The sequence below is a fragment of the Clostridium folliculivorans genome, from assembly GCF_024341905.1.
In the GTDB taxonomy this organism is placed as follows: Bacteria; Bacillota; Clostridia; order Clostridiales; family Clostridiaceae; genus Clostridium_AR; species Clostridium_AR folliculivorans.
Genome location: NZ_BQXY01000001.1, coordinates 386,017 through 400,402 on the forward strand (window position 1 = coordinate 386,017; position 14,386 = coordinate 400,402).

Annotated in this window: 11 protein-coding genes; 8 read left to right on the forward strand and 3 right to left on the reverse strand. The window is 30.1% G+C overall.

Features of this window, described 5'->3' with window-relative positions; translation table 11 throughout:
- Nucleotides 1-41: 41 nt before the first annotated feature.
- From recQ to OCU55_RS01695, 4 genes are all read left to right on the forward strand, one after another.
- Nucleotides 42-2,279, forward strand: a complete 2,238-nt coding sequence (gene recQ / locus OCU55_RS01680; protein WP_261850586.1) for a DNA helicase RecQ — start codon at nucleotides 42-44, stop codon at nucleotides 2,277-2,279.
- A 19-nt stretch (nucleotides 2,280-2,298) separates the two neighbouring features.
- A complete protein-coding gene (locus tag OCU55_RS01685; protein WP_261850587.1) occupies nucleotides 2,299-3,090 on the forward strand; it encodes an EFR1 family ferrodoxin in 792 nt (263 codons plus the stop codon).
- A 465-nt stretch (nucleotides 3,091-3,555) separates the two neighbouring features.
- Nucleotides 3,556-4,788 carry an ammonium transporter gene (locus tag OCU55_RS01690; RefSeq protein ID WP_261850588.1) on the forward strand — a complete coding sequence of 411 codons (1,233 nt, stop codon included), beginning with the start codon at nucleotides 3,556-3,558 and terminating at the stop codon, nucleotides 4,786-4,788.
- Between the two features lie 31 nt (nucleotides 4,789-4,819).
- Entirely contained in the window at nucleotides 4,820-5,185 is a 366-nt protein-coding gene (locus OCU55_RS01695; RefSeq protein WP_261850589.1) for a P-II family nitrogen regulator, read from the forward strand.
- A gap of 136 nt (nucleotides 5,186-5,321) precedes the next feature.
- Here OCU55_RS01695 and OCU55_RS01700 read toward each other — a convergent pair whose 3' ends face one another.
- Nucleotides 5,322-6,335, reverse strand: coding sequence for a polysaccharide deacetylase family protein (locus OCU55_RS01700; protein ID WP_261850590.1), 1,014 nt, complete (start codon nucleotides 6,333-6,335; stop codon nucleotides 5,322-5,324).
- Between the two features lie 382 nt (nucleotides 6,336-6,717).
- Here OCU55_RS01700 and OCU55_RS01705 point away from each other — a divergent pair, with 382 nt between their 5' ends.
- The 4 genes from OCU55_RS01705 (at nucleotide 6,718) to OCU55_RS01720 (ending at nucleotide 12,406) form a co-directional block, all read left to right on the forward strand.
- On the forward strand, nucleotides 6,718-9,351 hold the full coding sequence (locus OCU55_RS01705; protein WP_261850591.1) for an EAL domain-containing protein: 2,634 nt from the start codon (nucleotides 6,718-6,720) through the stop codon (nucleotides 9,349-9,351).
- 592 nt (nucleotides 9,352-9,943) lie between these two features.
- On the forward strand, nucleotides 9,944-10,072 hold the full coding sequence (locus OCU55_RS01710) for a hypothetical protein (protein ID WP_261850592.1): 129 nt from the start codon (nucleotides 9,944-9,946) through the stop codon (nucleotides 10,070-10,072).
- Between the two features lie 251 nt (nucleotides 10,073-10,323).
- Entirely contained in the window at nucleotides 10,324-11,286 is a 963-nt protein-coding gene (locus tag OCU55_RS01715; protein ID WP_261850593.1) for a serine hydrolase, read from the forward strand.
- A 133-nt stretch (nucleotides 11,287-11,419) separates the two neighbouring features.
- Nucleotides 11,420-12,406, forward strand: coding sequence for a Gfo/Idh/MocA family protein (locus OCU55_RS01720; RefSeq protein WP_261850594.1), 987 nt, complete (start codon nucleotides 11,420-11,422; stop codon nucleotides 12,404-12,406).
- Nucleotides 12,407-12,502: 96 nt separating this feature from the next.
- Here the strand turns inward: OCU55_RS01720 and ytaF are convergent, their stop codons facing one another.
- Nucleotides 12,503-13,201: a sporulation membrane protein YtaF gene (gene ytaF / locus OCU55_RS01725; RefSeq protein WP_261850595.1), complete on the reverse strand. Its 699-nt coding sequence runs from the start codon at nucleotides 13,199-13,201 to the stop codon at nucleotides 12,503-12,505.
- Nucleotides 13,202-13,396: 195 nt separating this feature from the next.
- The gene (locus OCU55_RS01730) at nucleotides 13,397-14,248 is read right to left on the reverse strand and encodes a C1 family peptidase (RefSeq protein ID WP_261850596.1); all 852 of its coding nucleotides are present in this window, start codon (nucleotides 14,246-14,248) and stop codon (nucleotides 13,397-13,399) included.
- Nucleotides 14,249-14,386 lie beyond the last annotated feature (138 nt).

Consider the following 14,386-nt stretch of genomic DNA (forward strand, 5'->3'; position numbering starts at 1 on the left):
ATGATACGAGTAGGTTTCTTATAGAAGGAGTAACATTAATAATGAATTTAGATTTTAATAAGGATATTACAGATTTTAATGATAGAGCTTTAGAAGTTTTAAATAAATACTATGGATACAGTTCCTTTAGACCTGGGCAGAAGCAAATTATAGATGAAATTTTAAATGGGAATGATGCTGTAGCCATTATGCCAACAGGTGGAGGGAAATCTATATGTTATCAAGTACCAGCGATGATTGTAGAGGGACTTACAATTGTTGTTTCTCCTTTGATATCACTTATGAAGGATCAAGTAGATGCAATTAGAGATATAGGAATCGAGTCAGCATATATAAACAGTACTTTATCAAGTAGAGAGATAGATGGGATTTTTCAATTAGCATTGGAAGGAAATTTGAAAATACTATATGTTGCTCCAGAAAGACTTGAAACTTCACAGTTTTTGGACTTAGTATCTAAAGTTCATGTTGGTTTAGTCGCTATTGATGAGGCGCATTGTGTTTCACAGTGGGGACATGATTTTAGAACTAGTTATAGATTTATAAAAAGTTTTATAAGTATATTAAAAGTAAGACCTATAGTAGCAGCGTTTACTGCAACGGCTACAAATGAGGTAAGAGAAGATATAATAAAGCTTTTAGGGTTAAGAGAGCCTAAGGTTTTTATATCTGGATTTGATAGAGCAAATATCAAGATAAATGTTGTTAAGGGGATTAATAAAAAGAAATATATTGTAGATTTTATAAAGAAAAATATTGATTCGGCTGGAATTATCTATGCGGCGACAAGAAAAGAAGTAGACTCTCTTTATGATCAATTAAATGATAAAGATATAAGTTGTACTAGATATCATGCTGGACTAGGTGATGAAGAAAGAAGTAAGAACCAAGAAGACTTCGTTTATGATAGATATAATGTTATGATTGCTACAAATGCTTTTGGAATGGGAATAGATAAACCAAATATTCGATATGTTATTCATTATAATATGCCTAAAAATATAGAAGGATACTATCAAGAAATTGGTAGAGCAGGAAGAGATGGAGAAGAGAGTGAGGCTATACTTCTATTTTCTCCTGGAGATATACATACACAAAAATATATTATTGATATCGGAACTGGTAATGAAGCAAGAAAAGTTAATGAATATAAGAAACTTCAAAGTATGACTGATCTGGTATATAGTAATGATTGCTATAGAAAATATATATTAAATTATTTTGGAGAACAGTATGATAAACACTGTAATAACTGCAGTAACTGTGAAGTAGAAGGAGAGCTTATAAATAAAACTTTGGATGCTCAAAAGGTTCTATCCTGTGTATTCAGGATGAAAAGATCATATGGAGCAACAGTTCTAATAGATACCTTAAGAGGTTCAGAGAATAAAAAGATAAAGGATCTAGCTTTTCATAGACTTTCAACCTATGGAATAATGAAAGATTACTCAAAAGATGATCTTAAAAACTTCATAAACACTTTAGTTTCACATAGGATACTGAGTTATGATGAAGGTGAGTATCCTGTAGTAAGATTAAATGAAAGGTCTATGGCTGTACTAAGAGGTGAAGAAGAGGTTTGGTTTAAAGAAATACAGAAGGTAAACAAGATAATAGAAGACAATGCCTTATTTGACATACTTAGAAATCTCAGAAGAGAAATAGCTGTTCAAGAAAAAGTACCGCCATATATTGTGTTTGGAGATTCAACCCTGAAGGAAATCAGTGGAAGAATGCCAAGAACTATGGAGCAGCTTAGCGATATATCTGGAGTAGGTGAGCTTAAGCTAAATAAGTATGGAGAAAAATTTCTTAATGTGGTTTTAGAATATGTGGAAACCAATAAAATTGAAGTACAGTTTGAGTACAAGAAGAAAGAAAAGAATATAAAGAGCAATTTGCAATCAATTGATTTAGATGAAGTCACTTCTAAAAAAGAAAAAAAAGTAAAAGAATCAAAAGAAGGAAAGAAAAAATCATATATGTTAACAATTGAAATGCTTAGAGAAAATCTTAGTTTATTAAATATAGCAAAAGAGCGTGAAATAACTATTTCTACTGTCTGTAGCCATTTAGAACAGTATGCTTTGGAAGGGAATCAAATAGATTTTTCAGTAGACTTTAGCGATATACTTAGTAAAGAACAAGAAACGGTTATACTAGAAGTTGCTAAGGAAGTTGGGGATGATAAACTTAAGCCAATAAAAGAAAAGGTTGACGATGCCATAACTTATGATCATATAAAAGTGGCATTATTAAAGAAAAGACTAGCAATATAAATTTTTATGGGGTGAGGGAATGATATTTTATTTTTCAGGTACAGGTAATTCACTATATGTAGCTAAGTCTATAGCTAAAAATATAGGAGATGATTATACGTCGATAGCGTCAATAATAAATGATCCTAGTGAAGAATATGTTTATTGCTTAAAAGAAAATGAAGCAGTAGGTTTTGTTTTTCCAACTTATGCTTGGGCAGCACCAAAGGTAGTAGAAGCTTTTATAGATAAGTTAATATTAAAGAATTATAAAGATAATTATATTTATTCTGTAGCGACTTGTGGAGGAAATAGTGGACATTTATTAAAAGCCTTTGGAAAGTTAATAAAAGAAAAAAATATGAGCTTAAATAGCGGATTTGTAGTTCGTATGCCAAATAACTATATTGTGTCTTCAGATATTGATAATCAGAAGCTTACTGAAGAAAAGCTTAGCAAAGCAAAAGATTATATAGAATATATAACTGAAAATATAAAGAATAGAAAAATAAATGTATTTGAAAGTGTAAACACTTTTTATGATAGACCTTTAACAAAGATAGTGAGTCCTCTTTTTAACAAATTTGCGCTAAATAATACCAAAAAGTTTTATGCAAATAGCAAGTGTATTTCTTGTGGATTATGTGAGAAGATTTGTGTTTCAAATACCATAAAAGTTAATGGAAAGCCTGTATGGGGAGATAAGTGTACACAATGCTTAGCTTGTATAAATTGGTGTCCAGCTAAAGCAATACAATACGGAAAAGGAACGGAGAAAAGGCAGAGGTATACTAATAAAAATATAAAATCTAATGAATTAGTAATTAGATAATCATAAATGTTTATGAAATTTAAAATTTAATCAATAGTAAAAATAAAACTAATTAAAATGATGAAAGTTCCAAACTCTCATTTAGAAATGCAGATGTGTAAAGAAATCACTAGTTAAAGATATATTAGTGATTTTTTTGTTTTACTTTTTATGAAATTATAACTTGAATAAATTATCATATTTTGATGTATAAAGGCTAAATATTATATCAAGTTTATTATTAAAATACAATGATTATCATCATAAAATCTAAAATAATATTAAATTAATCTCTAGATACTAATGAAAACGTTAGTAAAATCTTATTTTCATAAAAATGAGACGTTTTTCATTGAAAAATTAACAGATTGTTGATAGCCCCCTTGAAGATTCATAAAATAAGAATATGAAATAATTAATAATTTTAAATTTGTAGTTTAATAAATTTAACTACTGAAAAATAATATTAAAAAGGGGGAAAATTTTATGAACGGGGTAAACGGAGCAGATACAACCTTTGTGATCTTTGCAACAGCATTAGTTATGCTAATGACTCCAGGACTAGCTTTATTTTATGGAGGAATGGTAAGAAGAAAGAATGTGCTAAGTACTACAATGCATAGTTATGCGGCAGTAGCAATAGTATCAATTCAATGGATATTAATTGGGTACACATTATGTTTTGGAACAGATATTAGGGGAATTCTAGGAGGATTCAATTTCTTAGGGCTAAATGGTGTAACATTTGCACCAAATGCTGATTATGCAGCTACAATACCTCAACAAGCATTTATGTTGTTCCAACTTATGTTTGCAATAATAACTCCAGCACTAATATCTGGAGCAGTAGCTGAAAGAGTTAAATTTTTATCTTTTGCATTATTCATATTACTTTGGAGTACTTTTGTGTATGATCCTGTTGCACACTGGGTATGGGGTGTAGGTGGATGGATTAGAAATCTTGGAGCATTAGATTTTGCAGGAGGTAACGTTGTTCATATAAGTTCTGGTGTTTCAGCGTTAGTTTTTGCATTAGTACTAGGTAAGAGAAAGAGATTAGAAACAATAACTCCACACAATATACCAATGACAGTCCTTGGGGCAGGAGTGTTATGGTTTGGTTGGTTCGGATTTAATGCAGGAAGTGCTTTAGCTATAAATGATGTTGCACTTAACGCATTTATAACAACAAATACATCTGCTGCTATGTCAGCAATCAGTTGGGGATTATGTGAGTATTTACACAGAAAGAAAGTTACTTCATTAGGTATAGCTAGTGGTGCTGTAGCAGGTCTAGTAGCAATAACACCAGGTGCTGGTTTTGTAACGCCGTTCTCAGCAATAGCAATAGGTCTTATAGGTGGAGCAGTATGCTTCTATGCAGTAACTGTTCTTAAGAAAAAATTCGGATATGATGATGCTTTAGATGCATTTGGATGTCATGGAATAGGTGGTATTTGGGGTGGTATAGCAACTGGTATATTCGCTTCAAAAGCAGTAAATTCAGCAGGTGCAGATGGATTAATCCACGGAAATCTTCATCTGTTGGGTGCTCAATTAGTTGCTATACTGGCAACAGTTGCATATTCTGCTATAATTACATTTATAATATTAAAAGCAATGAATGCAGTATCAGCTTTAAGAGTAAAAGACGAAGACGAGCAAGTAGGATTAGATGTATCGCAACATGGTGAAGAGGCTTATGGTGGAATTATCTAATTAGCATATGAATGAAAAGGAGGCTATATAAATGGGAGAAAAGCTTAGTAAAATAGACATAATAATATCACCAGCTAGATTTGATGAATTAAAAGATGCATTGTGTGCTATCGGAATAACAGGGATGACAGTATCTAATGTATTAGGCTGTGGTATGCAAAAAGGCCATAAGGAGTATTATAGAGGCCTAGCAGTAGAAATGAATTTACTTCCTAAAATAAAACTAGAAATCGTCGTATGTGATGTTCCAGTTGATTTAGTAGTGGATACAGCTAAGAAGATACTTCATACAGGTAAAATTGGGGATGGAAAGATTTTTGTCTATGATGTGGAAAATGTTATAAGAATAAGCACTGGGCAAGAAGGAAGAGATGCGCTTCAGTATTCAAAAGAATAGATTTTATTTACTCAACAAAGAAAGATCGAACGGGATTAATTCCCTTTCGATCTTTTTTGTTAGGCCCTATTAAAGGACTATACTGGAAACTTTAACATAGCCTATTATTATTTTACTACATTATATAGTAACCAAATTACTCTAGGGTTTTAAACTCGTAGCCTTGGGCACTTAGATATTCAATTATACTAGGCAAGGCTTTAGCGGTCTCCTCTTTGCCATAAGTATCGTGCATAAGTATTATTACCTTATTCTTATTTGATACAGATTCCTTAACCATTTGAAGTAATTCTTGAGAAATCTTTTTCTTTCCTTCTGCATCTGAGTCAGAGGCATTCCAATCTACAGAGAGATATTTTTCTTGTTTTAACCGTTGATCAAAGTAAGGGAGATTGGGATCATGATAGTAAGATCTACTCATGTATCCGCCGGGAAGTCTTATAAGCCTAGTATTGAATTTATTTCCTAGGATATCCTTCAAAATAGTATTAGTTCTATATACTTCTGACATAAAGTAGTCTGTATCTATCTTATTATTAGGATATAGCTTGTTTAAATCATGCGAATAGGTGTGATTGCCAATAGCGTTACCGTAAGTATATATATTTCTGACCAAGCTTCTAGTATGAGAATTTTTTTGTATATTATTACCTAATAGAAAGAATGTTGCATTTATATTATATTTCTTTAATGTTTCTAAGACTTTTGGGGTAATAGTAGTTGATGGACCATCATCAAAAGTTAAATAGACAATTTTCTTTCCATCCTCTAAGAGAGCATCTTCAAATCTAATTGAAGTTTTTGTTGAATTTATAGGAATTATATCATTAATAGGAGTATTGGTATTAGTATTAGTGGTGTTAGAAATATTTTTAGAAGAAAGTATGGAATCTAATTCAAGATACTTGAAGTTAAAAATAGTGTCATTAGCTTCATAGGTAATTATCCAATTCTTTTCATTATAGAGATTCGAAAAATTATTCTGTTTGACAGTGAGGTCGTAATTGCTACTAATGATATACCTATCTATTAGGATTACAGTGGAAAGTATTAGAGTTAGAGTAAGAAAAATGATTGAAAATATAAAGAATTTCAGCATCTTCATAAGTTTTGTAAAAGTTTTCTTTACAAACTTAAAAATCTTTAACATAATTAAACTTATTACCTCCCCTAACGAAAAGTAATTATTTGATGGGTAACCGATTAATTTCAACATGATGCTTTAACATCGTCAGTTTATAATATGCTGATGGAGTTAGAAATGGAATAGAGATATTATTACAATGTTGTTACTTATTCCCTAAGGTCTCATGATAGAATATTAAAAAGATGATGTATAAAGAGTTAAGGTTAGATTTAACGATGTTTATTAGGACGAGGTAAAGTTTTTAACTTCAAGATAACATCTTCAATGAATAAGTTTTAGGGTTAAAGTTGTCCATCTTTATTGATAACTTCATAGTTAATAAGGTATAATTTTAAGATATGGATATCTAGATTTGATACAGTTACCAAAACTGGGAGGATTAGAAATGAAATTTATTTATAGATTAAGAATGAGATCAAAACTCATAATAGCATTTACAATAATATCACTTTTTAGTGGAGTAATGGGATTAGTTGCATTAAAAAATATTAGAGATCTCAATAATAATAGTGCGATTATGTATGAAAGAAATTCAAGAGTAATAAAAGATATTACCTTAGTCAAGTCAAACTTAGTCCAAATCAATCTTGATATTTATATGATATTAGATGATAAAAATTCCAATAAAATAAAAACTTTAGTAGACGAAATAAATAACTTGAAAAACAAGGATGATGAATTACTAGCTGATTATGAGAAACATATAGTAGAAAGTGATGATAGAAAATTATTCGGTGACTTGAAAAATATATTGAGTGTATATAGGCAATATAGAGAAAGGTTACTAGCGTATATAGATGAAGGAAATTATGATAAAGCGTGGACCATATATAATGATCTAGAGATAGTCAGTGATAATATAGTAAAAAATGTTGAAAATTATATTGAATTTAACTCAAGTGTTGCTGAGAAGTATGACAATTATAATAGACAGTTATATCGTGATACTATCATATCAATGATTACTATAGGGGTATTAGGTTTTCTAATTTCAATATTTGTAGGGTATTTTATAGCCTATAGGATTTCTGGGAAAATCAAGACAATATTAGATTTTGCAAAATCTTTGACTGAAGGTAATCTTGACCACAAAATAATTATGGAATCCAGAGATGAGATCGGGCAATTAGCCATTGCATTAAATAAGGCCGCTGATAAAAGAAAAGAGTACGAAGAGAACTTAATGGGGAGTTACGAGGAACTTGAAGCATCCTATGAAGAAGTTAGAGCTTTAGAGCAGGAAGTAAGAGAAAAATATAATGATTTAGAAGCTTCATTTGAGGAAATAACTGCCTTAGAGCAGGAGTTAAGAGAAAAGTATACAGAGATATCAATAAATGAAGAATTGCTAAGAAATAATGAAGAGTGGTACAAACTTATAACTGAGGCATCTTATGATGCACTTTGGGATTGGAATATAAAAGATGGAAAAATGTTTTTTTCAGATCAATGGTACAAGATATTAGGATATGATAAGGAAAAAACAAAAGACATAGATTGGACTAAGCTAGTTAATGAAGAAGACTACGAAAGAATGGTAAATGTTATAAAAGAAAATTGGGAGAAAAAGAATTCAGTCTTTACAATAGAGTACAGAATCAAAGATGTTAATGGTATTTATACATGGATGCAGACTATAGGGAAAACATTATTTGATTCAGAAGGGAAACCCTATAGATTAGCTGGATCACATAAAAATATAACAGATATAAAAGAATACCAACACAGATTAGAATACATAGCATACCATGATTATTTGACCGATTTGCCTAATAGGCAGTATATGCATAAAGTAGCAGAAAAGTATTTTGATAAAAGAGACATCTGCGAACATAGTAAAAGAGCATTAATATTTGTTGATATTGATAATTTTAAATACATAAACGATACTTTAGGACACAACTTTGGGGATTTTTTAATATGTGCTATTGCTGATAGACTTAATAGAATCAAGGGAGCAGATGATTTATTGATTAGATTAGGTGGAGATGAGTTTGTAATAATATTAAATTCAATCCAGGATAGAACTCAAGTAGAGAATTTCTGCAATGTCATGCTAGAAAGTTTTGAATCTTCATTTAATGTAGACAGTAACTACTTGCAGGTAACGTCTAGCATTGGAATTGCAATTTTTCCGGAAGATGGTGAAAGAATAGATGATCTTTTAACTAAAGCGGATATAGCGATGTATAAATCCAAAAGTTTAGGTAAAAACAACTACACATTCTTCCATTCAGGAATGAATGATAAAGTTATTGAAAGAATGGAGATAGAAAAGTACTTAAGAAATGCGTTAGATAAAAATGAATTTATACTTTATTATCAACCTCAAGTTGATGCTAATAGTGGTATGATATGTAGCTTTGAAGCCTTAATTAGATGGAATAGTCCAGAACTAGGCTTTGTGCCTCCTGATAGATTCATTACCTTAGCGGAAGAGAACCATAGGATAATAGAGATTGGAAACTGGGTGCTAAGGAATGCATGCGAGTTTATAAAAGAAGTACATACAAATGGTCATGATAAATGTTATATATCAATAAATGTATCGGTAATTCAATTAATGCAAAGCGATTTTGTAGATAATGTTTTAAAGATTATAAGTGATATTACAATAGATCCAAATTATATTGAATTAGAGATTACTGAATCCATATTTATTGAAACTTATGACAGTATAAGTGACAAATTAAATAGATTGAGAGATATAGGGATTAAAATAGCTCTAGATGATTTTGGGAAGGGGTACTCTTCATTAAGTTATCTGAAACAGCTACCTATAAGTACTTTAAAAATTGATAAGATATTCATAGATGATGTTGCTGAAGAACACAAGATATCTTTAGTAGAAAATATAATAGATATAGGACATAAGATGAATCTAAAAGTTGTTGCAGAAGGTGTAGAAACTGAAGAACAGTTGAATTATCTAAATAAATATAGCTGTGATAGAATACAGGGATATTATTTTAGTAGGCCGGTTCCTCAGAATGAAGCAATTAGTTTGCTTAATAGATAAAGTTAATAATTAGGAAAGAGCTTAGTATTGAATAATATTTCAATACTAAGCTTTTTTATTCTTTAGGAATTTATATCTCAATTATATCTGGGGATAATTATGCGAACAGACTTAAGACGTAATATAAGTTAAAGAATAAACTCATCTAAGAATGTCCGTTAGTTGAATTTTTATTTAATTAATTATGAAATTATGGAAACAATATAATATAGAGGTGGTGAATTTTTTTGAAAGATATAAATAAAGTTTACAAAATAAACAGAAGAAACATTCAGGATTACTTAGAATCTTCCAATAAAATAGAGACTAAGATGCAATCAATTATAGTAAGGCTTTACCCGCAATTGAAGTAGAGAAGTTATTTGACATAGAATTCGAATAAAATAATCCATATAAGCTAAGTCTATATACGAGAGAAGAAAGGGGTGCTTCTATGTTTGGAAAATATGTAGAAATAATTTTTACATCCATATCTGTTCTTATTGTTGTGTGGACTGTTTTAGTACTTGTTGTTGATAGAGAAAAGGTATGAGTAATTAGAAGGTTTTGATATACAAGATATAATATTATTAAAAAGTGGTTAGAGGTTTTTATGAGAAATAAGAATATAAGAGAAGTACAAGGCCTTTATGAACTAGCTTGCAAGTATAACATAAAATATTTGTTAGATAGTTCTTATTTTAAAATTAACCCGGAATATGATTTGTATGAAAAAGAGTGAATTAACAGGCTGATTATATTAAATTATGTGTTAAGTTTGTGTAATAATTATTTAAAGGCACATAATCTCACACACTCATCTCACAGTTATTATAAAAATACATTTTATAATAAATTAATATGGATGTACCACTTCGTAATAAAATTTATATTTTTAAATTCTCTCACCAGAAGTCGTGAGAGTTTTAAAAATAGATTTCGGTACGAACTGTTACATCTTAGAAAGTAATATTGTATGAGAGGTTGATAGGTGTGAAAAAGAAATACGTGTATACTTGTATGGTTGCAGCTATATTCATGATAGTTTTTGTAGGCTATAGAAACAATGGACAGGCTCAGGGGTTGGTGAATCAAGATGGAATCACTGCAAGTTCTAATACCAATGTATCACAAAATACAAATATGTTAATAGCTCAGCATAAAGAAGTAGATGATGAGAAAATAGAAGAATTAAAAGAAGCTGAGGAAATAAAATTAGATAAACAAAAAAAACTAGATGAACTTAAAGCAAAGGTTGAAGAATTTATTAAAGACAATAAGGACAATGTTGGGATAGCTTATTATGATTTAAATTCATCTTTAGGATTTAGCATAAATGGGGACAAGGCTTTTAAAGCTGCTAGTACTGTAAAGGTTCCTATCAGTATGGCTACTGTTGACCTTATAAAAGAAAATAAATTAACTATGGATCAAGGTGTTGTTTACTTATCTCAGGATTATGAGGATGGAGCTGGTATATTGCAAGGTACCAGTAGACTAAGTAAACCGATAAATATAAGTACATTAATTGATTACTCAATAAAGTATTCAGACAATATAGCTGTAAATATGCTTTTAAGGACTATAACACCAGATTATAAATATTCGTATATTGAGAATATAGTCAAGCATACAGTAAACAGATCGGAAAACGAAACATCGGCTTTAGATTCTTTAGAAATATTAAAAAAGTTATATTTTAATAATGACAATAATGAGTATTTTAAGACAATTATTGATGATATGAAAAATACAGTTTATCATGATAGAATTGATAAGTACATACCGCAAGAAATTGTTGCGCATAAGATTGGAGATTATGAAGATTACGTAAATGATATAGGAATAATATATTCTAATGAGCCTTATATATTAACAGTATTTACAAAGAATACAAATGGAGATCCTGATGAGCTTATAGCAAAACTTTCTAAGTATATATATGAAAATAGATAAAGTTGAAATCTTTTACTGTTAATATTAAAATTATTTTAGTATACAATTATATACTTAGATTGTAATAATGGTGAGCTTTTTTATTGTTTATGAGCTAAAGTATATAATGTGATTCTTACCTTAGGAGGAAAGTATGATTAGATTTGGTGTTATAGGTACAAGTTGGATAACTCATGCATTTATAAAAGGTGCTAGTAATGTAAAGGATTTTAAGCTGACGGCTATTTATTCCCGTGACTTAGAGAAGGCTAAGGAATTTGGTAAAACATATGGGCAAATAACTTATTTTGAATCACTGGAAGAGATGGCTCAAAGTGATCTTATAGATGCAGTATATATAGCAAGTCCTAATTCATTGCACTGTGAACAGTCCATATTATTTCTTAAGAATAAAAAACATGTAATATGTGAAAAAGCATTTGCTTCTAACTCAAAGGAAGTAGAAGCTATGATAAAAGAGGCAGTGAAAAATAAGGTTGTATTGATGGAAGCTTTGAAGTCTCATTATCTTCCTAATTTTAAAGTTATAGAAGAAAATATCTATAAGTTAGGAAAAATAAGAAGATATTTAGGGAACTACTGTCAGTACTCATCAAGATATGATACTTATAAATCTGGAATAAGAGTTAACACTTTCGATGCAAGTTTCTCAAACGGATCAATAATGGATATAGGTATATATTGTGTTCACCCAATGGTAAAGCTTTTTGGGGTTCCAAAACAAATAACTGCATCTGCGTATATTCTGGAATCTGGGGTAGATGGAGAAGGCTCAGTGTTAGCAAAATACGATGATATGGATGCTGTAATAATGCACTCTAAAATAGCTTATTCCTATTCGCCAAGTGAGATACAAGGTGAGAATGGAACAATGATTATAGACAAAATAGGGTCTCCGGAAAAGGTTGAAATAATTTATAGGAATGGTACAAGAGAAGAGCTGACTGTTCCTCAAATTGAAGATAACATGTTTTATGAGGCAGAAGAATTTATTAATCTCATAAACGAAGGAAAGCTTGAATCAAAGATTAATTCTCATGAACATTCTCTAAATGTGATGAAGATAGTAGATGAGATAAGAGAGCAAACAGGAGTTCAATTTCCTGCTGATATTAAATAGTTTATTCAATTATAAAACACCAATTTAAATATATAAATTGGTGTTTTATAATTTTCATAATATATTATGATATCTTAAAATTGGTACTTTAGTTGTTCAATTTAATACCAATTCAAATAATCCCAAGGCTATTAATATTAATGCCGAAATTAATGGAGCTGCACTACCTAACTTTTTGGCTAAAAACTTATTGCCTAAAAACATACCAATTGGAATAACAATTATACTAAAAATAAAAGTGAATAAGGTGGTTTTAATTATATCTAAACCTGCTATGCTTCCACCTATACCAAGCCCTACATTGTTAATTGCTAATGCTACAGATAATGAAAAAGATTCCTTCAAATCTATTGTACCAGAATGATCAAAATCGGCTTCTTCAGGATTATCTAGCAGATTCATGCAACCTAGTTTGACATTAGAATCTGATTGTATGATTGAGCGTATGTTTTTAATGGATTTGTAATAGTCATATAAAAACCATAAGCCAATTAGCAATAAAATAGAACTGCCAATGATATTGGCTATATGGGGAGCAAGTAAATTTGCAAGGACCAAACCTAGAGACATAGATATAAAGGTACCTAAAGAAGAAACAATGCTTATGACTATATTACTAAAGAAGCTTATTTTTATATTCTTTACTCCGTAGGCAAGAGCCACAGTAAAGTTATCGATACTACTTGTAAAAACAAATAGTATTATTGCAAGTAAATTCATGGTATCCCTCCTTTGTGACTTAATTTCAATATATTGTAAGGGAGAGATATATGTTACAGATATTGAGAGGTGCAAATTAAAATTAAAATAGGAACATATTGAAAAATATACTCTTTCAAAGCATGAAATTTAGATTTACATATAATAGTTTATAGTGTACTAACTTGAAGTTTATAAATGTTCGAAAATCATTAATTCACATGATTTTCGAACAAATACAAATAGAGTTATTTATAACAAGTGTATATAGTTGTTCTAGCAAAGAATAGTTTAATTTTCAAACAACCAATTCTTGTTCAGGACATACCAAAAATCATTGGCTAGACCTTTTAAGATATATTCGTAAGGAAGATAACCATAACCATCTTCACCCCAGTTTTCACCCCATGAGTTTCTTATTATTAAGGCGCCTGAGCTAGAATGTCCGGTTAGTTTATTAATTGACAAGTATTTATCGTCATAACCTACAGCCATAACCGAATGACCACCTATTAGCTGATTATTGATAGTTGGAAATAATATCTCCCCTGATTTTTCGGCATAATCTATGCAGTCGTACACGGAAAAACCAAAAATACATGGAAGTTGTAAATATAGCAGTTCCTTAATTTTTTGAAGAAGATTCTCCGAATCTTTGTTTATATCGAGTTTAAAAAAAATCAAATCCTTATAGTTATCTCTAAACCCATAACAAAAGGCTTTGGGTTCTTCATCAATTTGAGTAGAGCTTGTAGAATAATATCTTTCAGGAGGCATACCAAATTGAATTAAGGACTTTAGTGCGGTGCGAAATGATACGCCCGTATCTCCAATGTTCCCTATAAGGGACCTGGAATTTTTATAAACAAAAAGAGATGAACCATCAGTGTTTTTTCCGAACACTCTATTTTCAAAGTATTCAATTAGACTTACCAATGCCTCAGTTGTGGAAGAATTGATTAGTCCTTGGTTTTTTATTGGTGAACACCATTTTCTGAGATCTATAAAACTTGGGAGATTATCTTCAGTTTTTTTATTTGATGCATAAATATTGTTTATAATAACTTTGACTTCAGGGGTATCCTCTGTATAATCATTTATGTCGTTGTAATCAGGAATCCAGCCCAATCTATGATGTAGCATAAAAAAACCTCCTTAGTAAAGAAATAGTTTATAAGTAATTATTTCTCTCATATACATATATGCAAGAAAAGTGTAATTTGAAATAGAAAAAAGTCAAAAAAACACAAATAAAGGTAAAGATATTGTATTATAGTTATA